This window comes from Streptomyces sp. Ac-502 (genome assembly GCF_045222935.1).
In the GTDB taxonomy this organism is placed as follows: Bacteria; Actinomycetota; Actinomycetes; order Streptomycetales; family Streptomycetaceae; genus Streptomyces; species Streptomyces monomycini.
In genome coordinates this window covers 9,131,821-9,158,034 of sequence record NZ_JBHFFO010000001.1, presented here as the reverse complement: position 1 = coordinate 9,158,034, position 26,214 = coordinate 9,131,821, and the positions used below count along the sequence as shown (strand labels likewise).

Below are 26,214 nucleotides of genomic sequence, written 5' to 3'. Positions count from 1 at the left end.
GATCCAGTGGCCCCACTGGCCTCACCGGCCCCGCCAGCTCCGTCGTCCCCGCCGGCTCCACCGTTCCCGTCGCTCACGTACCGGGATCCGTCGCCCCTTCAGACCCGCGGGCCACCCGCGCGCGGCGCCGCGGAGGCAGCCCCCGTGCGGGGCTCAGGGACGGCGGCGAGCGCCTGGGCGGCGATGACCGCGGCCTGGACCCGGCGTTCCACGCCGAGCTTGGCCAGCAGGCGGGAGATGTTGTTCTTGACCGTCTTCTCCGCGAGGTAGAGCCGCTTGCCGATCTCCCGGTTGGTCAGCCCCTCGCCCACCAGCGCCAGGATCTCCCGTTCCCGCTCGCTCAGCCCCGGCAGGCCCGGCTTCGGTTCCTCCTGCCGGGTCTCGCCGCGCAGCCGGGCCATGACGCGCGCGGTGGCGCCGGCGTCGAGCAGCGACTGGCCCGAGGCCACCGTCCGTACGGCGTTGACCAGGTCGGTGCCGGTGATCTGCTTGAGCACGTACCCGGCGGCGCCCGCCATGATCGCGTCCAGCAGGGCCTCCTCGTCGTCGAAGGAGGTCAGCATCAGGCACACCAGGTCGGGCATGCGCGAGCGCAGCTCGCGGCAGACGCTCACTCCGTCGCCGTCGGGCAGCCGCACGTCCAGGACCGCCACCTGCGGACGCAGGGCGGGGACGCGCACCAGTGCCTGTTCGGCGGTGTTCGCCTCCCCCACCACGGTCAGATCCGGTTCGGCGTCCAGCAGGTCGTGCACGCCGCGGCGCACCACCTCGTGGTCGTCGAGCAGGAAGACGCTGACCGGTGCCTTCGTCCGGGCGTCGGCAGGGTTCTCCGTCATCACACAGCTCCGATGTTCCTGGTGCGGCCCGCCCCCGCGGGCGGTGCCATGTGCAGCCTGCCGCACACCAGGGCCGAAGAGCCAGGGCCGGTCGGCCCTTCTTCCCGGTCCTTCGGCCCGGGTCCTGTCGCCCCCCGCTCCCGGAAGGGCCGAAGGTCCCGCGGTTCACCGGACGCGTTCCCATGGACGAGCCGGGTGAACGGCCAGACGGCGAACAGGGCCAGCGCGCTGAGCGCGTGCGGCTGGTACAGCAGCGGCACACCGCTCATCAGGGCGGGGTCGGGCCGGAAGGAGATGATGGACCGGAACCACGGGGAGACGGTGGTGCGGTAGTCGTACCCCGCGCCGGCGATGTTGGCGTCCACCGTGGCGGCCAGCCCCAGGACCAGGGCGAGCGTGAGCATGACGTACATCAGCTTGTCGTTGCGTGTGGTGGCACTGAAGACCGGACCGACGGTGCGCCGCCGGTAGACGATGCGCACGTAGTCCGCTCCGCTGCCAGTTCCTCGGTGCCGGGCCCGCCCTCGTGGTCGGGGATGCATTCGGTGGCCGGTTCCTCCAGTCCGTGGGCCTGTTCGGCGTGCGCGGGCGGGTTGACGTAGCGCTCGTCGTACTCGGCCAGCGCCAGCAGCCGGTACATCCCGCACATCTCCTCCTCACCCATGCCGACCGCCTCGGGAACGGCGGCGTCGGGCTCGCGGCCGAGGTTGATGTCGCGCAGGTAGCTGCGCATCGCGGCCAGCCGTTGGAGTACGGCCTCGACGGGCGCCGGGGCGCCGACGGTGAACAGTTCCGCGAGGTACTCCACGGGGATACGCAGCGCGTCGCTGGCGGCGAACAGGTTGCCGCGGTCCTCCGCGTCGTGTCCGGTGCCCCGGACCGCGTCGACCACCGGCGACAGCGCCGGGCGGCGTCGATCCAGTCGCGCGGGAAGCAGAAGGTGCACTTCTCGGCCTTGCCGGTGCGGTGGTTGAAGTAGGCCTTCTTGTACGGGCAGGCGGTGACGCACATCCGCCAGCCGCGGCAGCGGTCCTGGTCCTGGTCCTGGTCCTGGTCCACCAGGACGATGCCGTCCTCGGTGCGCTTGTAGATCGCGCCGGAGGGGCCGGAGGCCACGCAGGACGGGTTCAGGCAGTGTTCGCAGATCCGCGGCAGGTAGAACATGAAGGTCGGCTGGCGGCTCAACCGGCGCGGACAGCAAGCTATGTGTGTTCGCGCCGGAATTCCTCACCCCGGCGGGCGCCGAGTTCCGCCGTGATCGCTTCGGCCGCCCGCTGAGCGCTCTCGACGCAGCTGGTGATGCCGACACCGTCGTACGCGGCCCCGCAGACCGCCAGCGTGCCGAGCCGTCCCACGTGCTCCCGTACGCGGCCCATCCGGGCGACGTGGCCGACGGTGTACTGCGGCAGGCCGGTGGCCCAGCGGGTGACGGCGGTGGCGCGCGGGGGCGCCGCGAGGCCGGTCGCGGCGTGCAGTTCGGCGCGTGAACGGGACACCAGTTCCTCGTCGTCGAGGCGCAGGGCGGTGTCCTCCCCGTACCGGCCGACCGATGTGCGCACCACGGCGGTTTCGGGCGCGTACCGGCCCGGCCATGCCCATTTGCTGCTCAGGAACGTGGACGCCTTGATGAGGCGGTCGTCCACGGGCGGGACCAGGAAGCCGCTGCCCGGCAGGCCGCCCGGCAGGTCCGTCCGGTCGTACACGAGGGTGACCAGCGCCATGTCGGCGTACTCGACGGTGCGCAGCGCGGCGGCCGCGGCCGGTACCTCGTCGGCCAGCAGCCGCGCGGCGGCGGGCGCGGGTACGGCGAGCACCACGGCATCCGCTTCGAGCCGCTGTTCGCCGCTCGCGTCGCGTACCGTCAGCCGCCATCCGTCTCCCGTGCGGCGCAGTGTGCGGGCCGCGGTGGCGGTGCGGATGTCCACGCCCGCGGACCGGCAGGCCCGGCCGACGGCCAGGGGCAGGCGTCCGAGACCGCCCCGTACGCTCCGGAACGGCGGCTGCGCGGTGCCGCTGCCCGGCGTCCCGGGCCCGGGGCCGGTGGCCTGCGGTGTCCGCATCCGGCGGATGCCTTCGAGCAGGGACCGCTCCTCGCGGGCGACGGGAAGCAGGTGCGGCAGGGCGGCACGCAGGGAGATGCGGTCGGCCTGCCCGGCGTAGACACCGCCGAGCAGGGGTTCGACGAGCCGGTCGACCACCTCCCGTCCCAGCCGGGCGGCCACGTACCGGCCGACGGCGATGTCGTCGCCCACCTCCGTACGCGGGAGCGACAGGTCCTGGCGGGCGCGCGCGAGGCCGTCGTCGGACAGCACGCCGCAAGCGGCGAGGGAGTCGAGGTCGGCGGGTATGCCCATCAGGTGGCCCCGGGGCAGGGGGCGGAGCGCGCCGCGGGTCCACAGGGAGGCTTCCGTCGTGACCGGCGGCTCCAGCTCGTCCCCCAGCCCGGCCTCCCGGGCCAGTTCCAGGACGGACGGCTGCCGGACGAACACCGCCTCGGCGCCCAGGTCCACGGGGACGCCGCCCACCTCGCCGCTCAGGAGCTTGCCTCCGAGCCGGCCCGCGGACTCCAGCAGCGTCACCCGACAGCCGGTTCCGTCGCCTCCCGCGACACCGCTGAGGCGAGCGGCGGCGGCCAGTCCGGCGATGCCGCCGCCGACCACCACGACGTGCGGCCGGGCCGCCTCCGGGCCGGTCGGTGCGGAGGCAGGTCGTGGTCGCGGGACGCTGGTCGCGTTCATCGGGAGGCACTGCCTTTCTGAGGGGGTTTCAGGGAGCGTTCAAGGAACCGTCGGTGATTCACCGGCCCGGTTTCGCCATCGAGGTGACGGGGCATCGGCGCGCTCACGTGGTGCTCGCGGCGGTGCCGGTACGGGCGGCCGCCCGCCGCACCCGGGTACCGGTGAACGCCAGCGCGACGGCCGAGACCAGGGCCAGCAGGAGCAGGCCCAGGGCGTAACTCCCGGAAGCGCTGAAGATCGCGCCCATCACCAGCGGAGGAATGAATCCGCCCAGGCCGCCCGCGGCGCCGACCACGCCGGTGACCGAACCCACCTTGTTCGCCGGGGCCAGCTGCGCCACCAGGGCGAAGGTCGCGCCGCTGCCCGCGCCGAGCGCGGCGGCCATGGCCAGGAAGGCGATGGTGCCCACCGGGGCGAGCGCCGGGGTCGCCGACTGTACGACGGCCCCCACGACGACCACCGCCAGCGACCCGGCGAGGACGCGGACCGAGCCCACCCGGTCCGACAGCCAGCCGCCGACCGGACGCATGGCCACCGCCAGCAGGACGAAGCCGGCCATCCGGTTGGCGGCGTCGGCCTGGCCGAGCACGTAACCGGTCTTCAGGTAGGTCGGCAGGTAGACCGAGAAGGCGACGTAGCCGCCGAACGCCACGGCGTACAGGCCGGAAGCCTGCCAGGTGACGGACAGGCGGGCGGTGTCGGCGAGACGGCGGGCCAGCGGCTCGGTCGGTACGGTACGGCCGGGCGCGTCCCTCAGCAGTACGGCGGCCAGCACGGCGTAGCCGGCCAGCGCCGCGGCGGTGATCAGGAACGGGTTGGCCATACCGTGCGCGTCGACCAGCTTGACGGTGGTCAGCGCGCTGATGGCGGTGCCGCCCATGCCCGCGCCGAAGACGCCGATCGCCAGTCCGCGCCGCTCCGGCGGGTACCAGCCGCTGACGAACGGCACGCCGACGGCGAAGGCCGTACCGCCGATGCCCAGGAAGAAGCCGCCGACCAGCAGGGCGACCAGCGAGGAGTGGCCGAACAGGCCCAGGTAGAGCACCGGCACGATCGTCGCGGCGGACACCAGGGGGAACATCACCCGGCCGCCGAACCGGTCGGTCAGCGCCCCCACCGGGATCCGGCCCAGCGACCCGACCACGACCGGCACCGCCACCAGCAGGGACTGCTCGAACGAGCTGAGCGCCAGGGTCTCCTTGAAGCGCGGGCCCAGCGGGCTCAGCAGCGCCCACGCCCAGAAGTTCACCGCGAAGCCCAGCGTGGCCAGGGTGAGCATGATCGCCGGGCGGCCGGCCGGGGAGGTGCGGCCTGCCGCCGGCGCCGGCGTGGCGCGGACGGATTCCTCAAGCGGGCACATCGGGTACCTCTCGTTCCAGTCGTTCCGGCAGCCGTCCGGCGCGGGACCTGCGTCCCGCTGCCCTCACGCGGCTCCCGTCTTCCAGCTTCTTCGAACCCGCCCACCGGGGGACGGGCCATTCGTCGCGAGCACCCTCGCGGGGGGGGCGGTGCTACCGGGGCGCCTTGGGTCCGGTCAGCTCGCGGCGGGCACCGGCGGGGACGCCGGGGGCCGGCCGTACGCCCGGGTGGCCGTCTTCCGCCGGTAGACCAGGTACGGGCGGCGCAGATAGCCGACGGGGGCGCTCCACACGTGGACGAGGCGTGTGAAGGGCCAGGCCGCGAACAGCAGGCACGCGGTCAGGGCGTGCAGTTGGAACAGCAGGGGCGCCCCGGCCATCGCCCCGGGCTGCGGTTGCAGCAGGAACAGTCCGCGGAACCAGACCGAGACGGTGGAACGGTAGTCGTATCCGCCGCCGGCGATGTTGTGCACGACGGTGGCGGCGATGCCCAGCAGCACGGTGGCGGCCAGCAGCGGGAAGAGCATCTTGTCGCTGGAGCTGGTCCGGGTGCGGATGCGCGGGGCGAGCAGGCGGCGGGCGCTGAGCATGCCCAGGCCCACGACCATGGCCGCACCGGCCACGGAGCCGAGGGCGACCGCCACGGTGTGGTACGTGTGCTCGCCGATGCCCACCGCCTCGGTCCAGGACGCGGGGACGGCCAGACCCACGACATGTCCGGCGATCACGGCGAACGCGCCGAGGTGGAACAGCGGGCTGCCCCAGCGCAGCCAGCGGTGTTCCAGCAACTGGCTGGTGCGGCTGGTCCAGCCGAACTGGTCCTTGCGGAACCGCCAGACGTGTCCGACGACGAAGACGGCCAGGCAGATGTAGGGGACGGCGACCCACAGCAGCAGGTCGGTGCCGGTCATCGCGGTGAGGGGGCTGCTGGAGGCGCTCATCGGCGGGGCTCCGAATCCATGGGGCCGGTCAGAGGGGGCACCAGCGTCGGCTGGGCCGGTGTGGGCGGTACGAAGGTGCCGGGCGGGGCGAAGCCGGTGCCGCTGTACGGGTCGAGGCCGACGTCCTCGGCGGGCGGCCCTTCGGCGGCCAGCTTCGCCACCGCCGCCAGCTCCGCTTCGCCGGCCGGCGGCAGCAGGGACAGCAGCGCCGTCAGCAGTCCGGCGTAGGGGGACCGCACGTCGGACAGGGCGTGGTGGATGAGTTCCAGGCCGCGCCGGTGGCGGCGCAGCGGCGCTTCTCCGGCGCGCGGGCCGGCCAGTGCGGCGAATTCCAGGACGACGGGCAGGTGGTCGGGGAGTTCGCCTCCGTCGGCGCTCCAGCCGGCGGCCCGGTAGGTCTGGGCGAGGGTGAGCAGGGCCATGCCTCGGCGGCGGGTGTCGCCGTGGAGGTAGTAGGTGAGGTAGAGGCTGCTCTTACGGCGCAGGTCGAAGATCTCTACGTAGTGGCTCTCCAGTGCCTCGGCGGGCTGGGCCGCGAACCAGGTGGTGAAGGCGGCCAGTTCGTCGGCGGCGGGCGAGGGCGGCAGTGCGTCCACGGCGGCGGCCAGCGCGGGCCGTTCCGCGGTCAGTTCAGCGTCCGGGTACTGCAACAGGAGCGACAGCAGCCGCAGCAGGAGCGCGCGCTGTGCGGTCTCTTCGGGTCCGGGGCGGGCTCCGCGCCCGGCCGCCGGAAGGATGCGTGTGCGCAGGGTGCTCATGCGGTGTCTCCTGCGAGGCTGTCGGAGGTGGTGGTGCGTCGCCGCAGGGCCGGAATGCCGAGCATGACCTTGCGGTCGGTGCCGGACGGGGCGTCGGAGCTCTCCACGGGACAGCGGTCTTCCATCGCGCTGAGCGCGGCGGCGTCCTCCCGGTGGGCTGCGGGGACCACGTACCGGTCGGCGTACTTGGCGACGGCCAGCAGCCGGTGCAGGTCCTCGGCCTGCGCGGAGGTGAGCCCGACGGCCTTGAGGGCGCTCTCGTCGCCCTGCTCGCCGAGGGTGCGCATGCGCATGTGGCTGCGCAGCGCGGTCAGTTTCATCAGCACCCCGGCGACGACGTCGGTGTCCCCGGCGGCGAAGAGGTTGGCCAGATAGTCCAGCGGGATACGCAGCCGGGTGACGGCGGCGAAGACGTGGTCGGGGTCCTCGGCGTTGCCGCCCGCCTCACCGACGGCGTCCAGGACCGGGGACAGCGGCGGCACGTACCAGACCATGGGCAGCGTGCGGTACTCCGGGTGCAGCGGCAGGGCCACCTTGTACTCGCTGATCAGGGCGCGTACGGGTGAGCGGCGGGCGGCGTCGATCCAGTCCTCGGGAATGCCGGACCGCCGGGCGGCGGCACGGACCTCGGGATCGGCCGGGTCGAGGAAGACGTTCCGCTGGGCGTCCAGCAGATCCTGCTCGTCCGCCATGGCGGCGGCCTCGCCGACCCGGTCGGCGTCGTAGAGCACCAGGCCGAGGTAGCGCAGGCGTCCGACGCAGGTCTCGGAGCAGACGGTGGGCTGTCCGGCCTCGATGCGCGGGAAGCAGAAGGTGCACTTCTCGGCCTTGCCGGTGGCGTGGTTGACGTAGACCTTCTTGTACGGGCAGGCGGTGACGCACATCCGCCAGCCGCGGCAGCGGTCCTGGTCGACCAGGACGATGCCGTCCTCGGCCCGCTTGTACATCGCCCCGGACGGGCAGGCGGAGACGCAGGCCGGGTTGAGGCAGTGTTCGCACAGCCGCGGCAGGTGGAACAGGAAGGTCTGCTCGAACTCGAACTTCACCTTCTCGGCCAGGTCCCCGCTCAGGTTGGGGTCGCCGGCCGCCGTCTCGGCCGCGCCGCCCAGGCCGTCCTCCCAGTTGGCTCCCCAGGTGATGGCGGTCGGCTTGCCGGTGAGCACCGAGCGGGGGCGGGCGACGGGCACGTCCTGGCCGGCGGGGGCGCTGACGAGGTTGTCGTAGTCGTAGGTGACCGGCTCGTAGTAGTCCTCGATGGCCGGCAGGTCGGGGTTGGAGAACAGGGAGGCCAGGCGCTTGAGGCGGCCGCCGGAGCGCAGCACCAGGCGCCCGCGCCGGTCCAGCTCCCAGCCGCCCTTCCACTGCCGCTGGTCCTCGTAGCGGCGGGGGTAGCCGACGCCGGGCTTGGTCTCGACGTTGTTGTACCAGGCGTACTCCACGCCGGTGCGGTTGGTCCAGGTCTGCTTGCAGGTGACCGAGCAGGTGTGGCAGCCGATGCACTTGTCGAGGTTCATCACCATCGCCACTTGGGCCATGACGCGCATGTCAGTACTCCACATCCTGGCCGCGGCGGCGGATGACGGTGACTTCGTCGCGCTGGTTGCCGGTGGGGCCGTAGTAGTTGAAGGCGAAGGTGAACTGGGCGTAGCCGCCGGCCAGGTGCGTCGGCTTGAGCAGCAGCCGGGTCAGGGAGTTGTGCATGCCGCCGCGCTTGCCGCTGACCTCCGTCTTCGGCACGTTCACCGTGCGGTCCTTGGCGTGGTACATGTACACCGTGCCCTCGGGCATCCGGTGGGTGACCACCGCGCGGGCCGCCACGACGCCGTTGCGGTTGTACGCCTCGATCCACTCGTTGTCCTTGACGCCGATCTTCTCCGCGTCGGCGGTGCTCATCCAGATCACCGGGCCGCCGCGGGACAGCGCGAGCATGTAGGCGTTGTCCTGGTACTCGGAGTGGATGGACCACTTGGAGTGCGGGGTGAGGTAGCGGACCGTCACCTCGGCGCGGCCGTCTTCGCCCAGGTGCTCGTCGCCGTAATGCCTGGCGGTGTTCAACGGGGGCCGGTAGACCGGCAGTTGCTCGCCGAGTTCGGCCATCCAGTCGTGGTCGACGAAGAAGTGCTGGCGGCCGGTGAGGGTGTGCCAGGGCTTGTGGTGCTCGACGTTGATGACGAACGGGGAGTAGCGGCGGCCGCCGGTCTCGCTGCCGGACCATTCGTAGGACGTGATCACCGAGCGGGGCTGGACGCGGGTGTCGGCGAAGGTGATGCGTTCCGCCTCCCGCTCGGCGGACAGGTGCGCCAGCTCCGTGCCGGTCCGCTCCTCCAGTGCCTTGAAGCCCTCGGTGGCCAGCCGTCCGTTGGTGGTGCCGGACAGGGCGAGGATCGCCTCGCACATGTCCGTCGCGGTGGCCAGCGAGGGCCGGCCGTCCGCCGCGCCCCCGCGCCGGACCCCGTTCGTCCGCCGCAGCCGCTCCAGTTCCTCGTCCGGACGGACCGTGACGCCCTTCGTGGTGGTCCCGAGCCGGTCGAGGAGCGGGCCGACGGCGCGCATCTTGTCCGCCACCGCCGCGTAGTCCCGTTCCACGGTCACCAGCTTGGGCATGGTGCGCCCGGGAATCGGCGCGCACTCGCCGGCCTTCCAGTCGGCGACGATGCCGCCGGGCTGGGCCAGTTCGTCGGGGGTGTCGTGCTGGAGGGGCACGGCCAGGACGTCGGTACGGGTGCCGAGGTGCTCCTCGGCCAGTTCGCTGAAGCGGTCGGCGATGGTCAGGAAGGTGTCGTGGTCGGTCCGCGCCTGCCAGGGCGGCGCGATGGCCGGGGTGAAGGCGTGCACGAAGGGGTGCATGTCGGTGCTGGACAGGTCGTCCTTCTCGTACCAGGTGGCGGCCGGCAGCACGACGTCGGAGAACAGGCCGGTGGAGGTCATCCGGAAGTCCATGGAGACCAGCAGGTCGAGCTTGCCCTCGGGCGCCTCCTCGTGCCAGACGACGTCCCGGGGCCGCTTCTCCGGCGGTGTCTCCTCGGAGCGCACGGCGGCGTCCGTGCCCAGCAGGTGGCGCAGGAAGTACTCGTTGCCCTTGCCGGAGGAACCCAGCAGGTTGGCCCGCCACACGGTCAGTACGCGCGGGAAGTTGGCCGGGTCGTCCGGATCCTCGGCGGCGAAACGCAGGGTGCCGGACGTCAGCTCCTCGACGATGTGCTCCGCCACCGGGCGGCCCGCGGCGGCCGCCTCGTCGGCCAGGTCCAGCGGGTTGCGGTTGAAGCCGGGGTGGCCGGGGGTCCAGCCCATGCGGACGGCCTGGGCCAGACAGTCGGCGGTGGCGCGGCCGGCGAACCGCCCCTCGCCCAGCGGGGAGGCCAGCTCGTCCGGGCCGAAGGCCTCGTAACGCCACTGGTCGGTGGCCAGGTACCAGTAGGACGTACCGGCCATGTGCCGGGTGGGCCGCTGCCAGTCGAAGGCGAACGCCAGGTGTTGCAGACCGGTGACGGGACGGACCTTCTCCTGGCCGACGTAGTGGGCCCAGCCACCGCCGTTGACGCCCTGGCAGCCCGTCATGGTGGTGAGGGCCAGGAAGGCGCGGTAGATGGTGTCGGAGTGGAACCAGTGGTTCGTACCGGCACCCATGGCGATCATCGAGCGGCCCTCGGTGCGCTCGGCGTTGCGGGCGAACTCCCGGGCGATACGGGCCGCCTGGGCCGCGGGGACCGAGGTGACGGTCTCCTGCCAGGCCGGGGTGTACGGCTGGGAGGCGTCGTCGTACGAAGCCGGCCACGTACCGGGCAGCCCGGCGCGGTGCACGCCGTACTGGGCCAGCATCAGGTCGAAGACGGTGGTCACCAACCGGCCGCCGATCCGGCGGACCGGAACACCGCGCACCATCACCGCGCCGCCCTCGGTGGGTCCTTCGTCGAAGCGCGGCAACGCCACGGAGGCCGTGGAGTCGGCCCCTTCCAGCAAGCTCAGCTCAGGTTCTATGGTCCCCAGTTCGAGGTTCCAGCGCCCCTTCCCCTCCTCCCCCAGCGGAAGCCGAGCGACCCGTTGGGGACCACCGGCTGCCCGCTGCCACGGTCGACCAGGACGGTCTTGAAGCGCGCGTTCTCGTCGGTGTCGCCGAGGTCGGCCGCCGTCAGGAAGCGGTCCGGCACCACATTCCCGTCCCGCTCGCGCAGCGTGACCAGGAACGGGGCGTCGGTGAACCGGCGCAGGTAGTTCTCGAAGTAGGGCGTGCCGCGGTCGACCAGGAATTCCCGCAGGATGACGTGCCCCATCGCCATCGCCAGGGCGCCGTCCGCCCCCGGGTGCGGGGCCAGCCACTCGTCGGCGTGCTTGACGTTGTCGGCGTAGTCGGGGCTGACGGCGACGACCTTGGTGCCGTTGTACCGCGTCTCGGTCAGGAAGTGGGCGTCCGGGGTCCGGGTGACGGGGATGTTGGAACCCCACATGATCAGGTACCCGGCGTTCCACCAGTCGGCGGCCTCCGGTACGTCCGTCTGGTCGCCGAAGACCTGCGGCGAGGCGACGGGCAGGTCCGCGTACCAGTCGTAGAACGACAGCAGGGTGCCGCCGATCAGCGAGTGGAACCGCGCCCCCGCGGCGAAGGACGCCATCGACATCGCGGGGATCGGCGAGAACCCGGCCACCCGGTCCGGGCCGTACGTCTTGACGGTGTGCACCTGGGCGGCGGCGACCAGCTCGGCCACCTCGTCCCAGTCGGCGCGCACCAGCCCGCCCTTGCCCCGGGCCTTCTTGTAGGCACGGGCCTTGGCCGGGTCCCCGGTGATCTCCGCCCAGGCAGCCACCGGGTCGCCGAGCCGGTGGCGTACCTCCCGCCACATCTTCAGCAGCGTGCCGCGTACGTAGGGGTAGCGGACCCGGCTGGGCGAGTAGGTGTACCAGGAGAACGACGCGCCGCGCGGGCAGCCCCGCGGCTCGTACTCGGGGCAGTCGGCGCCGATCGAGGGATAGTCGGTGGCCTGGTGCTCCCAGGTGATGATCCCGTCCTTGACGTAGACCATCCACGAGCAGGACCCGGTGCAGTTGACGCCGTGGGTGGAGCGGACGACCTTGTCGTGGGCCCAGCGGTCGCGGTAGAAGCCCTCCCACCGCGGGTCCCCCGTGCCGAACACGGCGCGCCCGTCCGCACTCACCTCACGGCGGTCGAGCAGCCGCCGGCCGGCCAGCGGCCAGCCGCGTGCTTCATCAGCCGCCGACGGGCCGCTGAGCTTCTTGTTCTCCATGCAACAGAACCTAAATCGGGGTTGTGCGGGGCACGGTGGGCGAAGCGTCCCGCGCCGCAGGGCCACAGGACCCCGAATGTTTTCGGCCACACGGGACCAACGACCCTGCGCCGGAGCCGCCCCGCCCCCGGCGGCGGACGCCTCCCCGGCCGCATGCTGGGGGTGAGCACATCGGAGGTAGCCCTCATGCACGACCACTCCCGGCGGCCGGCCACCCGCCCCGTTCCGTGTCCGCCCCTGCGGCCGGCCACCCGCCCCGTCCCGTGTCCGCCCCGGTGACCGGCGCCCGCCCGGTCCGCCGGCAGCACCAGACGGTGGCGGACAAACCGTTCATCGTCATCTGGGAATCGACCCGCGCCTGTCCGCTGGCCTGCCTGCACTGCCGGGCGACCGCGACCCCCGACCGTGACCCCCGCGAGCTGGACACCCGGGCCGCGAAGGACCTGATCGACCAGGTCGCCGCCTTCGGACGGCCGGCTCCCCTGTTCGTCGTCACCGGCGGCGACCCCTTCCAGCGCCCCGATCTGCTGGAACTGATCGTTTACGGCACGCGGACCGGGGTAAGGGTCGCGGTCTCCCCCTCGGGCACCCCGACCCTGACCGCACCGAACCTGCGAGCCGTGCACGAGGCCGGGGCGGTGGGCCTGTCCCTGAGCCTGGACGGCTCCACCGCCGCACTCCACGACGGCTTCCGCGGCGTCCCCGGCGTCTACCGCTGGACTCTGGACGCCTGGGACACCGCCCGCCGCCTGGGCATGAAGGTCCAGATCAACACCACGGTCAGCCGGCACAACCTGCACGACCTGCCGGAGACCGCGGCCCTGGTCCGCGAACACGGGGTCATGCTGTGGAGCGCCTTCTTCCTCGTCCCGACCGGGCGCGGCAGCCAACTGGCCGCGCTCAGCCCCGCGGAGACCGAGGACGTCCTCAACTTCCTCCACGACATCGGCCTGTCGGTGCCGGGCAAGACCACCGAAGCCCACCACTTCCGCCGCGTCGCCCTGCAACGCGCGATCCTGGCCGCGAAAGGCGCGGACCACATCCAGACTCTCCACCTCGGCCCGCTGTACCGCCAACTCCGCCGGCGCGCAGAAGAACTGAACCTCTGCACCGGCCCCCGCCGGACCCGCCGCCCGCCCCTGGACGTCAACGCCGGCCGGGGCTTCGTCTTCGTCTCCCACACCGGCACCGTGCACCCCAGCGGCTTCCTCCCCCTCTCGGCGGGCAACGTACGTACCCGGCCCCTGACGGAGATCTACCGCGACTCGGACCTCTTCACCGCCCTGCGCGACCCCGCCCAACTCCTCGGCCGCTGCGGCCGTTGCGAGTTCCGCCACCTCTGCGGAGGCTCCCGCTCCCGCGCCCACGCCGTCACCGGCGACCCGCACGCCGAGGAACCGTGGTGCGGCTACGAGCCCGGGTCGTTCCCCTACCAGGGGGAATTGGCGGAGTTGATGGCGGAGTTGACGGCTGGGGGCGGCCCTGACAACGCGCGGCCGCGTCAGAGCCGGTCGTAGTTGATCGACAGTTGTCGCAGCACCTCCGCCGCCGAGTCGAGGGCGGCCGCGGCGTAGTCCGCGAGGGCGGTGTCCAGGGCCTGTTGCAGTAGTGCCTGGCGTTCGTCGTGGCGTTCTCGGCCTTTGGCCGTGAGGGTGACTGCGACGGCCTTGCGGCCCGGGACCTGTTCGCGGGTGACGTAGCCGGCCGTGACGAGGCCGTTGACCAGTTGAGTGGCACCGGGGGCGTGGTCTCCGTCGCGGCGGCCAGTTCGCGGATGGAGAGGGGGCCGTTCTGGGCGAGCACCCGTAGGGCGCGTGCGTGGGTGAGGGAGAGTGCGCCCGGCGTGCGGGTGGCGCGGCCCCGCAGTCGGGCGTCGGCTGCGCTGAGGCTGTAGGCGGCCCGGGACAGCTCGTCCAGGGCGAGCTTGCGCGGAACTCCGTGGACGCCGCGGAGACCGGAGCCGCCAACGGGCTCAACACGATGCTCCGCTTCGTGGGCACCAGTCTCTCCAGCGCGGTGGTGGGCACCGTCCTCGCGCAGTCGGCCCGGACGATGCCCGGCGGCACGCCGGCGTCCAGCCTCCTCGGGTTCCGCAGCGCCCTGCTGATCGGGGCGGTCGCCATGGCGCTGATCCGGCTGTCACCCCCTTCCTCACGGCCAGGAAACGATAGTGCGTCTCCCTTTGGCCGGACGCACAAAGCATGTGCGCAAACTCTGTACGGACGTCGCATGCACGCGCTCAGGACAGCGGTAACGCTGTCCGCACGCACATTCCAGCGAGTTTCGACGCGTTCCAGTGAGTTTCAACGAGTTCCCACGCTTTGCAGCGAGCGAGCGACACACGGGGGGAACCGACCGGGCGCTGCACGCATCTGTCTTACCGAAGGAGACCTCAAACGTCATGCGATACGGAACCAGCGCCGTGGCTTTGGCATTCACCGCCTCTCTGATGACAGCGGCGCCTGCCGCGTCGGCCGCGGCACCTCGGTGCGACACCCGGCCCGTCCAGACCGCGCTGCAAGCACTGAAGCATGTCGGCGCCTCGGGAATCAGCGTCACGGTGAAAAGCCCGCACTGCGGCACATGGCACGGCGGGGTCGGCCTCGCCGACCTCAGGACGGGCCGTAAGGCTGTCGGCAATGAGCACGGCCGTATTGCCAGCAACACCAAGACCTGGACGGCCACGGTCGTGCTCCAGCTCGTCGGTGAGGGCAAACTGAAGCTGGACGACACCGTGGACCGGTATTTGCCCGGCCTCGTCCGCACCGAGCACTACGACGGGCGCAAGATCACGATCCGGCAGTTGTTGCAGCACACCAGCGGCCTGCCCGACTACCTGGACGCGTGGGACGACCTGGAGGCGCACCGCTGGGAGCACATGGAGCCCCTGGAGACCGTCGAGCAGGCGCTGACGCTGCCCCCGCCCGACGACCGGACCCCCGGCGGCTTCGCCTACTCCAACACCAATTACAACCTGGTCGGCCTGATCGTCCAGGAGATCACCGGCCGCGACATCGGCACCGAGATGGAAAAGCGGCTCATCGAACCGCTCGGGCTGCGGCACACTTTCTGGCCCGGCGACCGGAACACACTGCCCAAGCCGGACATGCGCGGTTATGCGGACCGGGACGGGAAACTGGTGGACCGGACGGAATGGAACACCTCCGGGGCCGACGCTTCGGGTGCGCTGGTCTCCACCGGCGCCGACGCGACCACGTTCTGGACCGCGCTGCTGTCCGGAAAGCTGCTGGCCCCGGCCCAGCTCGCCGAGATGAAGAAGACCGTCGCGGACGCCTTCCCGAGTGAGCGTTACGGCCTGGGAGTCGAGCGCTATGAAACCGTCCCGGGTTTTGTCACCTGGGGGCACAGCGGCCATATGGAGTCCGGCCACAAATTCCGTAACGCCGTCACCGACGACGGCCGGCGGGCCGTGACCCTGCTGATCGGCTCGGAGTCGTTCGACTCGGACAAGGTGGACGCGATCATCGGCAAACTCATCCACGATCTCCGCTGACCGGGCCGACGCGCGGGGCAGGTGGGCGGCACCGTGGTGCCGCCCACGTGGCCCGGGACCGTCACTCTCCGGCACCGGCTCCGGTTCCTGCCCCCGCCCCTGTTCCTGTTCGGGCTCCGATTCCTGTTCCGGCAGCACCGCCGAGCCCTGCCAGCACCCGCAACTGCAGCCACAGGACCAGCCGTTCGTCGGGGTCCTCGAAATCGATCCCGAGGTGCCGGCCGGCCTGCTTCAGGCGGTAGCGGCAGGTGTTGGGGTGGACCGAGAGCAGCTTCGCCGCGCCCGCCACGTCGCACCCCGCGTCGAACCAGGACACCAGGGTCCGGGCGTAGTCGGTGCCGTGCTCGGCGTCCGCCGCGAGCACCCGCTGCCAGACACCCGCCCGCAACCCCCGCTGCTTGCGCATGACTTCGGAGAGCCGCAGCAGCGTCACCCGAGGGCGCACCTCGTCGACCGTGGCCACCGGCAGGTCGTCGTGCAACAGCCGCAGGACCAGGTCCGCGTCCGCACGCGAGTCCGCCACCTCACCGAGATCCTGTGCCACCTCGCCGAGCGCCGCCCGTACCGGAACCCGCAACGACCGTCCGGCCCGGCGCACGATGTCCTCCGCCAGTTGCCGATGCCGCTGGTGGGCGGCCTGCTGCTCCTGTGGCGCTCGCGCTCCGGCGCTCTCCTTGGGCGCCGGCAGCAACGCGTACACCACCCCGTCCAGGAGTACGCACGCGTGCCGCCCGTAGCGGGCCTCGCACTGCAGGCGTACGACGTCCAGCAGCCTGAGCGACGTCCGCTCGGCGTCGGGCACGCTCGCCGCGAAGTCCAGCACGAACGCCGCCACGCGCACCGTGTCCCACCCCAGGCGGTGCGCTGCCGTCGAGGCGTCCGCCGAGCCGTCCAGCAGTCGGCGCAGCAGGTCGGTGTTCTGGTGGCGGGCCAGTTCCTGGGCCGCGCGGGCACGCAGCAGGAGCAACGCCGCCGTGGACGCGCCCTGGAGCAGGGTCTCCTCGGCGTCCGGGGCGAGGGTGCCACCGTCGATCACCCAGATCGAGCCGAGGGTCTCGCCGCTGGCCCGCACCGCGACGGCCAGCCGCGGCAGGTCGCGCGGCGTGAGCGAGGGCAGCCGTACCGGCCCGTCCGCGGCGAACACCTTCCTGACCTGCTCGGAGTTGTCCACGCTGCCCGGGACCTGAAGGCCGAGGATCCCCTGGCGGCGGTCCTCGTCGACCGGCTGCCCCGGCACGGTGGAGTAGGCCAGGATCCGCTGGCGCGGGTCCTCCACGGCCGTCGCTCCGCCGGCCGCCGCCGCGATCGCGTCGGCCAGCGCGAACAGGTCCCCCAGCCCGGCGGCGCTGGGGGCGGACCAGGCGCCGATCGCCGACGCCACCATCAGGTGCACATGGTGCCAGGCCGCGTCCTCGTCGACGGCGAGCAGCGCCATGCCGTGCATCTCGGCCTCGGCGACCGGCGGCGCGACCGTGCCCCGCACCACGACGGCGGCCATTGCGGCCTCCGCCGCGGCCCGTATCAGCGGTCCGGCCGCGGCTGCCCGTACGCCGACCGCGAGCAGCAGGGCGCCGGGCGCGTGGGGCAGCGGGGCGTGGGCGTCGTACAGCAGTGCCTCGGTGACCGGGACGGCGAATCCGGCCGGAGCGGTGTGCAGCCGCAGGGGCGGGCTGCCGACGATGTCGATCAGGTCGCCGAGCGTGCAGGCGTCCATAGGTGCTCCTCACCGCATCGTCCCCGGTTCCGACCAGGCTGTTGCCCGGACAGCCCAGGTTGCTTCCTGGGCGCGCCCGGTTGACTGGCCGATCCCAACAGGAACGTACGTTCCTGTTGTCCATTTCCACAAACCGGCGAGCCGCGGCAGGGGCGGGTTCAGCCGCCTTCGGTGGTCCGAGGAGCCGTACGGAACCGGGGAGCGAATTCGTCCGCGATGAACCGTTCGATGGAGGTGGGGGTGGAGGTGCGGGCGGTACGCGGCTGTCGCATCCGTATACGCCGGGAGTTGATGGCCTCGCCGGCCTCGGTCATCATGTCCGCCACGCCGGCGGAGACGCCCGCGTCGCGGAGTCCCGCGTGGAAGTCGGCGAGGCTGATCCGCTCATAGGCGAGGTCGTCCGCCCCCACAGCTTCGGCGATCACGCGCACGGCTTCCCGCATGCTCACGTCGCGTTCGCCCTGGAGCTCCAGGATCTCCGTACCGCGCCAGGCCCCGGTGGCCAGCAGTTCCCCGGCCCGCGAGCCGACATCGCGCGTGGACACGAAGGGCAGGGGAATGCCCGGATCGAAGGGAGCGCTGATGCGGTGGTGGGCCCTGGCGGTGCCGATGTGGTCCAGCAGGTTCTCCATGAAGTAGCCCGCCCGCAGCCACAGCGCGTCGACTCCGGGAACGGCCGAGAGGCGCTGCTCGAAGCGGTGGAGCCCGCTGACCGGTCCGGTGCCGACGGCGTGCTGGGCTCCCCAGCTGCTGAGTCCGACGACGCGGGTCGCACCGGATCCGGCGACCGCCTCGGTCAGGGAGGCCGCCACCCGGTCCTGGAAGGCACCGAAGTCGGGGTGGTCGGGGAGGTAGTTGGGCTGGATCACCGCGTAGATTCCGTCCGCGCCACGGAAGGCGTCCGTCAGCGCGACGGGGTCGGCCGGGTCGGCCTCGCACACCTCGGCGCCCCGCGCGGCCAGGCCGGCGAGCCGCCGGGCCGAACGGCCGACAGCCCGTACGGGGTGCCCGGCGGCGAGAAGGTGTTCGGCGGCGGCCCGTCCGGTGCGGCCACTGGCGCCGGTGATGACGAACATCGAGGTCACTCTTTTCCTTGGTGGTCGCCCGGTTGAGCCCCGGGCTCTTCGGCAGGCGTCCGACACGCTAGGCACCCGGCGATCCGTACGGGTAGGAGTGCCGCACCCACCCCGGAGCAGCGGCGCCGCGTCCTTACGCTGGTGGGATGGACGTTTCGACGGGGCACGGCGCAGGCGCACCGCTGGCGGCCTTCCTGCGCGCCAGACGGGACCGGGTGCGGCCCGAACAGCACCGGATGGCCGCAGGGGCGCAGCGCCAGGTGCCGGGGCTGCGGCGAGACGAGGTGGCACTCCTGGCCGGGATCAGCACCGACTACTACGTGCGCCTCGAACAGGGGAGGGAACGGCGGCCGTCCCCCACCGTGGTGGAGGGCCTGGCCAAGGCCTTGCTGCTGGACGCCGTGGCAGCGCGCCACCTGCGTGAACTCTCCGTCGCGGAGTGCGCCCCGAACGGAAACGGAGAGGCGCCCCCCATGGATACGGAGCGCCTTGCCGCCGTGCACCAGCTGCTCGACTCCCTGCCGGTGCCCGCACTGCTGGTGAACCGATGGCTCGACATCGTGGGCGGCAACCCGCTCGGTGACTGCCTGCACGAGGGGTTGGAGCCCCGGGACAACTATGCCCGCCTGGTGTTTCTCGCCCCGGGCGCGCCGTCGTTCTTCACCGAGTGGCCCGAACTCGCCCGCTGCGTGGTGGCGGCCCTGCGCGCCCAGACCGGCGCCGAGACGGCATCGGCGCGTCTGACGCACCTGGTGGAAGAGCTGTCCGCGCACAGCGCCGCCTTCCGCACCGCCTGGCGCGAGCAGCACCTCTACGAGAAGACGATGGACCACAAACGGCTCCGGCACCCGAGGGCCGGAACGCTCGCCCTCGACCAGCACGTCCTGGAGCTTCCCGGGAGCGGCGGCCACCGGATCTGGGCCTTCCACCCGGCGGACGAGGCGACCTCGGACGCCCTGCTCAGCCTGGCTGTGCCGGCCGGTCGGTGAGGGTCGGTCGGTGAGGGTCGGCCGGTGACAGTCAGCCGGTGCCCGACCGACCACCGGTGCCAGATCGGGAGCGGTACCGGGTCAGGAGCGGTACCGGTTCAGGACCGGTGCCGGTCCAGGATCCCCTCGACGATCTTCATCAGACGCTCCCCCACCCGGTCGATGCTTCCGTTCTGCGTGCTGACCTGCGCGCCTTCCAGGACGAAGGTGATCTCGGCCGCGGCCTGCTCGGGATCGGGCAGGCCGGCCTCGGCGCACATGCCGACCAGTCTGCGGGTCTGGCGGGCCTTGTGCTGCTCGATCACCTGCCGTGCGGGGTCGGACCGGTCGGGCAGTTCGGCGAGGGAGTTGATGAACGGACAGCCCCGGTGCGAGAGCGCCGGCAGTCCCCCGGCGATGAAGCGGGCCAGGCCCAGGATCTGCTCCCGGGGGCGGCCGGGGTGTTCGGCCTCGACCCGGTCGAAGGCCGCCTGGTAGTCGGCGGCGACGATCCGCAGCCACTCCGCGACCAGGGCGTCCTTGGTCTCGAAGTGCCGGTAGATCGCCATCTTGGTGGTCTCGGCCTGCTCGGCGATCGCCTGGACGCCCACCCGCCGGATCCCCTCGCGCTGGAACAGCTCTTCCGCCGCGTCGAGGATGCGCTCACGCGGCGGCAGTTTGGCCACCCTGCCCGGCCTTCTGGTGGTCGCTGCCATGACTGCTCCGTGACTCCGGTCGGTCGTGAGGTCGGTGGGTTCCGTGGGCCCGTGGGGCCTGCGAGACCTGTGGCGGCCGTGGTGGCCCTCAGCCCCTGCCACGGTACCAGTCCGACCCACTCGATACCGTTGGGTATCGTTCGACACTCGACGGTATCTTTCCTTCCGCTGGGAGTGATGGTGAAAGTTTCCGAATACGTGCGCTTCGACGCGGTCGGGCTTGCGGAGCTGGTGGCCGGGGGCGAGGTGTCCCCCGCCGAACTGGAGGCGGCCGCACGCGAGGCCGTGCAGGCGGTCGATCCGCGGATCAACGCCGTGGTGGAGACCTGGCCGACCGACGACGCACCCGGCCCCGACGCCTGCGTCCGCCCCGGCAGCGCGGCGCTGGCGGGCGTCCCTTTCCTGATCAAGGACATCGGAGTCACCATGGCCGGGAGGCGGACGGAGCTGGGGAGCCGTCTCGCGGCCGGCCTGGTCGCCGGTGCCGACTCCGCCCTGATGCGGCGCTTCCGTAACGCCGGCCTCGTGACGTTCGGCCGTACCGCGACGCCGGAGATGGCCTACAGCATCACGACGGAGTCCGTGCTGTACGGCGCGACCCGCAACCCGTGGGACCCGGAGCGGAGCGCGGGCGGCTCCAGCGGCGGCGCGGCCGCGGCCGTCGCGGCCGGAGTGGTCCCGATCGCCCACGCCACCGACGCCGCCGGCTCACTGCGCATCCCCGCCGCCTGTACCGGCCTGTTCGGACTGAAGCCCACCCGGGGCCGCGTCTCCATGGGCCCCGACGCCGACGAGACCTTCAGCGGCCTGGCCGTGCACGGCAGCGTCAGCCGCACCGTACGCGACAGTGCGGCACTGCTCGACCGGATACGCGGCCCGGAACCGGGCGACCCGTACTTCGCCCAGCAGCCCTCCCGGCCCTACGCGGAAGAAGTCAGCCGCCACCCGGGCTCGCTGCGTATCGGCGTCCTCCCCCAGGCCTGGGGCGGGCGCCGCACCACCGCTCCCGTGGCCGACGCGCTCTCCCGTACCGTGCGGCTGCTCGAAGCCCTCGGCCACCGGGTGGAGGAGGTCACGGTCGGCCTCGGGGTCGGCTGGGAGGAGTTCGTCCTGGCCAACGCCCGCCTGTTCACGGTGAACCTCGCGGCCTCCGTCGACGCGTTGGCGGCCGCCTTCGGCCGGCCCGTCGACTCCTCGACCCTCGAACCGGCGACCCTCGCCGGCCACCACTACGGGCAGCGGGTCAGCGGCCCCCAGTTCGTCACCGCTCTCACGGTCCGTAACCAGGTCGCCCGGAGCCTGGCACGGTACTTCGATGCATACGACGTGCTGCTCACTCCCACCCTTCCGGAACTGCCCATGCCCCTGGGCACCTACGCCGACGGAGCGGCGGCGCTGGACGGCCTCGGCTGGATCGACCGCCTCAACGACCGCTCACCGTTCACCATGCCGTTCAACGTGGCGGGCACGCCGGCCATGTCCGTGCCGGTGACGGCCGACGCCGGCACGGGGCTCCCGATCGGTATGCAGTTCGCCGCCGGGTACGGCCTCGAAAGCCGCCTCTTCCGCCTCGCCGGCCAACTCGAACAGGCAAGCCCGTGGTCGGACCGGGCCCCGGTCGTGTGGGCGGGACATCACACGGGAGCTGCCACACCCGGCGAGGACTCGGGGAGCCGCCGAAACGACGGCACCCTCACAGCGCCACCCATTCACTGAAGCTGGTGACCTCGTCGAGGACGTCGGGCAGCGGCTCGACGCCGAGGCCGGGGCCTGTGGGTACGTCGAGGTGGCCGTCGGCCAGGACGAACGGCTCCGTGATGTCGGTGGCGAAGTAACGGCTGGAGCCGGAGGTGTCGCCGGGGAGGGTGCAGCCGGGCAGGGCGGCCAGGGCCACGTTGGCGGCGCGGCCGATACCGGTCTCCAGCATGCCACCGCACCAGACGGGTATGCCGTGGGCGCGGGCGAGGTCGTGGATACGGCGGGCTTCGAGGTAGCCGCCGACCCTGGCCGGCTTGATGTTGATGACGGAGCAGGCACCGAGGGAGACGGCCGCCGCGGCGTCGGCGGCCGACTCGATGGACTCGTCCAGGCAGATCGGGGTGCGCAGCAGCTTGGCCAGTTCGGCGTGCTGGACCATGTCGTCGTTGGCCAGGGGCTGTTCGATCAGCAGGAGGTCGAAGGCGTCGAGCCTGGCGAGCTGACGGGCGTCCACCAGGGTGTAGGCGGCGTTGGCGTCCACCTGGAGGAGCAGCTCGTCGCCGAAGCGCTCGCGTACGGCGCGTACCGGCTCGACGTCCCAGCCGGGCTCGATCTTCAGCTTGATCCGGACGTACCCCTCGTCGACGTACCCCGCCACGGCGTCGAGGAGTTCGGGTACGGAGTCCATGATCCCGACCGAGACGCCGCAGGGCACCCGCTCCCGGGCGGCCCCCAGGTAAGAGCCGAAGGACTCGCCGGCACTGCGCAACTGGGCGTCCAGCACCGCGGTCTCCAGCGCGGCCTTCGCCATGCGGTGGCCGGTGAAGGGCCGCAGGACCCGCCCCACCCCGTGCGCGTCCGTGCCGTCCTTCGGCAGGGCGGGGATCAGGAACTTGCGCAGGACCTCCTGAGCACTGTCGACGTACTCGGAGCTGTAGCGGGGCTCGGACATGGCGGCGCACTCGGCCCACCCCTCGCCCTCGGCGGTGACGACGCGGACCAGCAGCACATCGCGGCTGGTCTCCACGCCGAAGGAGGTACGGAACGGGGCGACGAGCGGCATCGCGATCCGGCGCAGTTCGACGCCGGAGATCTTCGTCTTCACGACGGGTGACTCCTCGGGAAGCGGGAAGCGGGAAGCGGTCAGGGGCGGGCGTGGGGGCGCCGGACCACGTAGCGGCGGCGTTCGTGGAAGCCGACGACACGGGCGCCCTCGGCGAGCAGGCCGCCCAGGGTGTGCCGTACGGCCAGCCGCCAGGCCCGGGCGGCGCCGGGGTCCGTACCGCGCAGGGCCTCGATGTCGTCGGGCAGGTCGACGAGGACGGTCGCGGCGTCGGACGGCACGGTCTGCGGGCGGCCCGCGTCGTTACGGAGGACGTGCGCGGCGCCGGCGGGCAGTTCGGTCGTCCCGGGCGGCGGGGTGGGTTCGGTGAGGTTCCAGGCGGCCACGACCCGGTCGGACTCGTCGCCGCCGTTGATCACGTCGTCCATCGCGCCGTAGAAGGAGGTCAGGTACTCCTCCGGCCGGGCGCCGAGTTTGACGAGGTTGAAGTAGGCGTTGCGGCGGATGAGCGGGTCGTAGGTCCAGGTGATGCGCTCCAGGCGGCGGGCCGTCGCCCACTGCCGCTGATGCAGCTTGAGGGCAAGGCCCGCACCACGGCCCATGACGGCGCCGGTGATGTGCGAGTGCAGGCTGGTGCCCACGGGCTGGCCGAAGAAACCGACGGAGGCGCCCACCAGCCGGCCGTCCTCGTACGCTCCGGCCACGTAGTTGCCGGCGTGCGAGAGGGCCCGCATGACCTCGGCGGACATGGGTGAGTGGGCGGGTGGGGTTCCCCAGATGCCGGCGTAGAGCAGGCTGACGGCGTCGAGGTCCGCCATGCGGTGGAGCTCCCGTACGGTGGTCCCCGTCACCGCACTGCTCCGACCAGGCGGGCCAGGAGCCGGGCGCGGTCCGGCATGGTGGCGGCCATGACGTGTTCGTGATCGGCGTGTGCGCCGTCGCCCACCGCGCCGAGGCCGTCGAGCGTGGGGCACCCGACCCCGGCGGTGTAGTTGCCGTCGGAGGCCCCGCCCACCGCCGCTTGACGCAGCGGGCCGAGGCCGAGCCGTACGGCCTCTTCGGCGGCCAGCGCGAACAGGTCGCGGGAGGCGTCGGGGGCCAGGGGCGGCCGGTTGGGGCCGCCGTCGATCCGCAGGCGGGCGCCGGGAATCCGCGGGGTCAGGGACCTGATGAGCCGGTCGGCCGCGTCCTGGGCCGTGGCGTCCGGCACGCGGACGTCCACGCTCAGTTCGGCCCGTGCGGGCACGGTGTTGTTCGAGGTGCCGGCCCGCATCACGGTGGGGGTGACGCTCGTACCGGGCCCGGTGGAGGCGTTGACGGTGCCCGCGATGCCGCCCAGGGCGAGCAGTTGGTGGGCGAGTTCGGTGGCCGCGTTGACGCCCTTCTCCGGCTCCAGTCCGGAGTGGGCGGCCCGGCCGTGGACGGTGATGTCGTAGAGGGACACGCCCTTGCGGCCGGTCTTCAGCGCTCCGCCGGGCGCCGAGGGCTCCAGGACGAACGTGGCCGAGCACCGGCGGGCGATGTCCTCGATCAGCGAGCGGGAGGTGGCCGACCCGGTCTCCTCGTCTCCAGTGACGAGCACGCAGAGGCCGTCGAGGGAGGGCAGCGACGCGAGGGCGTGGAACATCTGCACTAGGCCGGCCTTCATGTCGAAGACGCCGGGCCCGCGGACAACGCCCTGCTCCACCGACCAGGGATGCATCTTGAGGGAGCCGGTCGGCCAGACGGTGTCGTGGTGGCCCAGCAGCAGGATGCGCGGTGTTCCGAACGTCCACCGCACATGGGTGATGCCGTCGAGGGTCAGCGTCCGGGGCGAGGCATCGAGCAGCCGGCGGCCCTGCTCGGCGACCACCTGACCGCTGCGGGCCAGGGCCGCGTGGTCGTCGGAGAAGGACTCGCAGGTCACCAGTTCTTCGAGATCGGCGAGCATGGCGTCCAGGGCCGGTGTGACCGGTGTGCCCTGGGCGAGCGATGTGTCGTCCGCCGGCGCGAAACGGCGTGCGGAGTCGTGCGGCACGGGGTGTCCTCCGTGAGGTGTCGAGTGAACGGGCGGGGCCGGGTGACGGGGTGACGGGGTGACTGCTGAGGAGACCTGGGGGCGGTGGCTCGCCTGAGCCGGGGGGCGGTGGCGCGCGCGAGCCGGCACCGACATCGTGTGCGGGCCGGAGGCCCACCGGCCCTGCCGGGCGCCGTCGGGCCTCGTCGGGCGTCGTCTGGCGTCGTCGGGCCGGACGTCAGCCCATGTTCTTGCTCATCAGCCGCCGCATGTTGCCGCCGAGCACCTTGAGGATGTCCTCCTCGGGCAGGCCGCGGCGGAGCAGCGTCTCGGTGACCCGGGGCATGTCGGCCGGGCCCGCCAGGTCGGCGAAGTCGAACTGCGGGTCGTCCTCGTCGTTCTCGCAGCAGGGCGGGGTCACGTCCGCCATCACCTCGCGGAGGAAGTCCGACCCGAGGCCGACGTGGTCGGCCCCGGCCACGGAGATGACGTGCTCGATGTGGTCGACGACCCGGTCGACGCTCACCTTCGACTCGTCGTCGGTGAGGAAGTCCGGGACGAAGTTGACGCACACCACGCCGCCGGTGCCGGCCACCCCGCGGATCTGGTCGTCGGTGAGGTTGCGGTGGTGATCCCGTAGGGCGCGGGCGCAGGAGTGGGTGGCGATCAGCGGGCGGGTGGCGAGCTCCAGTACGTGGGAGACGCCGCTCGCCCCCAGGTGGGAGATGTCGAAGAGCATGCCCAGGCGTTCCATCTCGCGCAGTGCCTGGACGCCGGGCGCGGTCAGCCGGCTGCCGGTGGCGTCCTCGCGGCTGCCGTCCGCGAGCGGGGTGCGTCCCCAGTGGGCGATCGAGGCGATCCGTACGCCGAGCCGGAACAGGGTGGCGAACAGTTCGACGGAGGCGTCGATGCCCGGCGCGCTCTCCAGGGCCAGCACCAGGGCGATCCTGCGCTCGGCGAGCGCCTCGTCGATGTCGGCGCCGTCGGTGCACAGAGCGACGTGTTCGGCGTTGGCCTCGGCGAGGACATGGGCGCACTCGATCATGCGGAGGGTCTGCCGGAGCGCGCCCTCGGGGCGGTACTGGTCGTCGATGAACACCGGCAGGACCTGGATGTCGATGCTCCCCTCGCGCAGTTGCGGCAGCCACCGGTCCCGGAAGAAGCTGCCCCAGCGCTTCGGGGGCGGGCGGCGACGGCCATCAGGAGGTCGTTGTGGGCATCGGCGACGACGGCACGGTGGTGCAGGTCCAAGGACACTACGGAGCCTTTCGCGTGAAGGACTGAGCCGCAGCGTACGAAGGGCGGCCTCCGGGTGCTTGGTCCGGAAGGACGAACCAGCAGGGCATCTGCTGTGCGTATGGACAAAGCCGGGGCACGGTGGAGGGTCTTTGCGGTAGGCGCCTGGAGCCGGAGGTACGCGCCCGAAGCCGGAGATACGCGCCGGGAACTGGGCGTACGGGCCCGGAGCCGCCCGTGGCCGCCACCTGGTTCCGCAGCCCCACGCCCCATCCCGCACCATCGGCACAGTTCTTTCCGGTAATTGCACCGAACACATCCGCACCACGTTCCGCGGCGGCTTCCCGAAATTCCGCCGTTCA

17 protein-coding genes and 3 pseudogenes are annotated in these 26,214 nt (G+C 72.3%); 4 read left to right on the top strand and 16 right to left on the bottom strand.

The window, feature by feature from the left end:
- Nucleotides 1-98: 98 nt before the first annotated feature.
- The 9 genes and pseudogenes from ACEXOX_RS41675 to ACEXOX_RS41635 form a co-directional block, all read right to left on the bottom strand.
- On the bottom strand, nucleotides 99-836 hold the full coding sequence (locus ACEXOX_RS41675; RefSeq protein WP_406525852.1) for a response regulator: 738 nt from the start codon (nucleotides 834-836) through the stop codon (nucleotides 99-101).
- Nucleotides 836-1,318, bottom strand: a complete 483-nt coding sequence (locus ACEXOX_RS41670) for a respiratory nitrate reductase subunit gamma (protein ID WP_406525851.1) — start codon at nucleotides 1,316-1,318, stop codon at nucleotides 836-838. Before ACEXOX_RS41670 ends, ACEXOX_RS41675 begins: the two co-directional genes overlap by 1 nt.
- Nucleotides 1,249-2,024, bottom strand: a pseudogene (locus ACEXOX_RS41665) (4Fe-4S dicluster domain-containing protein); the annotation flags it as partial. The pseudogene ACEXOX_RS41665 and the gene ACEXOX_RS41670, both read right to left, overlap by 70 nt.
- A gap of 14 nt (nucleotides 2,025-2,038) precedes the next feature.
- Nucleotides 2,039-3,574 carry a protoporphyrinogen oxidase gene (gene hemG / locus ACEXOX_RS41660; RefSeq protein WP_406525850.1) on the bottom strand — a complete coding sequence of 512 codons (1,536 nt, stop codon included), beginning with the start codon at nucleotides 3,572-3,574 and terminating at the stop codon, nucleotides 2,039-2,041.
- 103 nt (nucleotides 3,575-3,677) lie between these two features.
- Nucleotides 3,678-4,853 carry an MFS transporter gene (locus ACEXOX_RS41655; protein WP_406526647.1) on the bottom strand — a complete coding sequence of 392 codons (1,176 nt, stop codon included), beginning with the start codon at nucleotides 4,851-4,853 and terminating at the stop codon, nucleotides 3,678-3,680.
- A 255-nt stretch (nucleotides 4,854-5,108) separates the two neighbouring features.
- The gene (gene narI / locus ACEXOX_RS41650) at nucleotides 5,109-5,873 is read right to left on the bottom strand and encodes a respiratory nitrate reductase subunit gamma (RefSeq protein ID WP_406525849.1); all 765 of its coding nucleotides are present in this window, start codon (nucleotides 5,871-5,873) and stop codon (nucleotides 5,109-5,111) included.
- A complete protein-coding gene (gene narJ / locus ACEXOX_RS41645; protein WP_406525848.1) occupies nucleotides 5,870-6,631 on the bottom strand; it encodes a nitrate reductase molybdenum cofactor assembly chaperone in 762 nt (253 codons plus the stop codon). Before narJ ends, narI begins: the two co-directional genes overlap by 4 nt.
- Nucleotides 6,628-8,175 (bottom strand): nitrate reductase subunit beta, encoded by a 1,548-nt coding sequence (gene narH / locus ACEXOX_RS41640; protein ID WP_406525847.1) that lies wholly within the window; start codon nucleotides 8,173-8,175, stop codon nucleotides 6,628-6,630. The genes narJ and narH overlap by 4 nt, the downstream gene beginning before the upstream one ends.
- A 1-nt stretch (nucleotide 8,176) precedes the next feature.
- Nucleotides 8,177-11,871: pseudogene (locus ACEXOX_RS41635) on the bottom strand (nitrate reductase subunit alpha).
- 263 nt (nucleotides 11,872-12,134) lie between these two features.
- Here ACEXOX_RS41635 and ACEXOX_RS41630 point away from each other — a divergent pair.
- Together ACEXOX_RS41630 and ACEXOX_RS41625 are read left to right on the top strand one after the other, a co-directional pair.
- Nucleotides 12,135-13,388 (top strand): TIGR04053 family radical SAM/SPASM domain-containing protein, encoded by a 1,254-nt coding sequence (locus ACEXOX_RS41630; protein WP_406525846.1) that lies wholly within the window; start codon nucleotides 12,135-12,137, stop codon nucleotides 13,386-13,388.
- Nucleotides 13,389-14,320: 932 nt separating this feature from the next.
- The gene (locus ACEXOX_RS41625; RefSeq protein WP_406525845.1) at nucleotides 14,321-15,385 is read left to right on the top strand and encodes a serine hydrolase domain-containing protein; all 1,065 of its coding nucleotides are present in this window, start codon (nucleotides 14,321-14,323) and stop codon (nucleotides 15,383-15,385) included.
- A gap of 61 nt (nucleotides 15,386-15,446) precedes the next feature.
- Here the strand turns inward: ACEXOX_RS41625 and ACEXOX_RS41620 are convergent, their stop codons facing one another.
- Both ACEXOX_RS41620 and ACEXOX_RS41615 read right to left on the bottom strand, forming a co-directional pair.
- Nucleotides 15,447-17,099, bottom strand: a complete 1,653-nt coding sequence (locus ACEXOX_RS41620; RefSeq protein WP_406525844.1) for a PucR family transcriptional regulator — start codon at nucleotides 17,097-17,099, stop codon at nucleotides 15,447-15,449.
- 158 nt (nucleotides 17,100-17,257) lie between these two features.
- Nucleotides 17,258-18,175, bottom strand: a complete 918-nt coding sequence (locus ACEXOX_RS41615) for an NAD(P)H-binding protein (protein ID WP_406526646.1) — start codon at nucleotides 18,173-18,175, stop codon at nucleotides 17,258-17,260.
- Between the two features lie 146 nt (nucleotides 18,176-18,321).
- Here ACEXOX_RS41615 and ACEXOX_RS41610 point away from each other — a divergent pair, with 146 nt between their 5' ends.
- Nucleotides 18,322-19,164 (top strand): helix-turn-helix domain-containing protein, encoded by an 843-nt coding sequence (locus ACEXOX_RS41610; RefSeq protein ID WP_406525843.1) that lies wholly within the window; start codon nucleotides 18,322-18,324, stop codon nucleotides 19,162-19,164.
- A 98-nt stretch (nucleotides 19,165-19,262) separates the two neighbouring features.
- On the opposite strand, the gene ACEXOX_RS41605 is transcribed toward ACEXOX_RS41610, so the two are convergent.
- Nucleotides 19,263-19,859 (bottom strand): TetR/AcrR family transcriptional regulator, encoded by a 597-nt coding sequence (locus tag ACEXOX_RS41605; protein ID WP_406525842.1) that lies wholly within the window; start codon nucleotides 19,857-19,859, stop codon nucleotides 19,263-19,265.
- Nucleotides 19,860-20,039: 180 nt separating this feature from the next.
- Here ACEXOX_RS41605 and ACEXOX_RS41600 point away from each other — a divergent pair, with 180 nt between their 5' ends.
- A complete protein-coding gene (locus ACEXOX_RS41600; RefSeq protein WP_406526645.1) occupies nucleotides 20,040-21,575 on the top strand; it encodes an amidase in 1,536 nt (511 codons plus the stop codon).
- On the opposite strand, the gene menC is transcribed toward ACEXOX_RS41600, so the two are convergent.
- The 4 genes and pseudogenes from menC to ACEXOX_RS41580 all read right to left on the bottom strand — a co-directional run bounded on the left by menC (nucleotide 21,553) and on the right by ACEXOX_RS41580 (nucleotide 25,873).
- Nucleotides 21,553-22,662 (bottom strand): o-succinylbenzoate synthase, encoded by a 1,110-nt coding sequence (menC, locus tag ACEXOX_RS41595; protein ID WP_406525841.1) that lies wholly within the window; start codon nucleotides 22,660-22,662, stop codon nucleotides 21,553-21,555. The genes ACEXOX_RS41600 and menC overlap by 23 nt on opposite strands.
- 38 nt (nucleotides 22,663-22,700) lie before the next feature.
- Nucleotides 22,701-23,471 carry a GNAT family N-acetyltransferase gene (locus ACEXOX_RS41590; RefSeq protein ID WP_406525840.1) on the bottom strand — a complete coding sequence of 257 codons (771 nt, stop codon included), beginning with the start codon at nucleotides 23,469-23,471 and terminating at the stop codon, nucleotides 22,701-22,703.
- Complete coding sequence (locus tag ACEXOX_RS41585; protein ID WP_406526644.1) at nucleotides 23,468-24,550, bottom strand: M20 family metallopeptidase; 1,083 nt, start codon at nucleotides 24,548-24,550, stop codon at nucleotides 23,468-23,470. The genes ACEXOX_RS41590 and ACEXOX_RS41585 overlap by 4 nt, the downstream gene beginning before the upstream one ends.
- A gap of 304 nt (nucleotides 24,551-24,854) precedes the next feature.
- Nucleotides 24,855-25,873 (bottom strand): annotated as a pseudogene (locus ACEXOX_RS41580) (dipeptidase).
- Between the last annotated feature and the right edge of the window lie 341 nt (nucleotides 25,874-26,214).

Excerpts from the sequence above, each read along its gene's own strand:
- ACEXOX_RS41675 (WP_406525852.1), bottom strand. The coding sequence starts at position 836 with ATGACGGAGAACCCTGCCGACGCCCGGACGAAGGCACCGGTCAGCGTC.
- hemG (WP_406525850.1), bottom strand. The coding sequence starts at position 3,574 with ATGAACGCGACCAGCGTCCCGCGACCACGACCTGCCTCCGCACCGACC.
- ACEXOX_RS41655 (WP_406526647.1), bottom strand. The coding sequence starts at position 4,853 with ATGCTCACCCTGGCCACGCTGGGCTTCGCGGTGAACTTCTGGGCGTGG.
- narI (WP_406525849.1), bottom strand. The coding sequence starts at position 5,873 with ATGAGCGCCTCCAGCAGCCCCCTCACCGCGATGACCGGCACCGACCTG.
- narJ (WP_406525848.1), bottom strand. The coding sequence starts at position 6,631 with ATGAGCACCCTGCGCACACGCATCCTTCCGGCGGCCGGGCGCGGAGCC.
- narH (WP_406525847.1), bottom strand. The coding sequence starts at position 8,175 with ATGCGCGTCATGGCCCAAGTGGCGATGGTGATGAACCTCGACAAGTGC.
- ACEXOX_RS41625 (WP_406525845.1), top strand. The coding sequence starts at position 14,321 with ATGACAGCGGCGCCTGCCGCGTCGGCCGCGGCACCTCGGTGCGACACC.
- ACEXOX_RS41620 (WP_406525844.1), bottom strand. The coding sequence starts at position 17,099 with ATGGACGCCTGCACGCTCGGCGACCTGATCGACATCGTCGGCAGCCCG.
- ACEXOX_RS41615 (WP_406526646.1), bottom strand. The coding sequence starts at position 18,175 with ATGTTCGTCATCACCGGCGCCAGTGGCCGCACCGGACGGGCCGCCGCC.
- ACEXOX_RS41610 (WP_406525843.1), top strand. The coding sequence starts at position 18,322 with ATGGACGTTTCGACGGGGCACGGCGCAGGCGCACCGCTGGCGGCCTTC.
- ACEXOX_RS41605 (WP_406525842.1), bottom strand. The coding sequence starts at position 19,859 with ATGGCAGCGACCACCAGAAGGCCGGGCAGGGTGGCCAAACTGCCGCCG.
- ACEXOX_RS41585 (WP_406526644.1), bottom strand. The coding sequence starts at position 24,550 with ATGCTCGCCGATCTCGAAGAACTGGTGACCTGCGAGTCCTTCTCCGAC.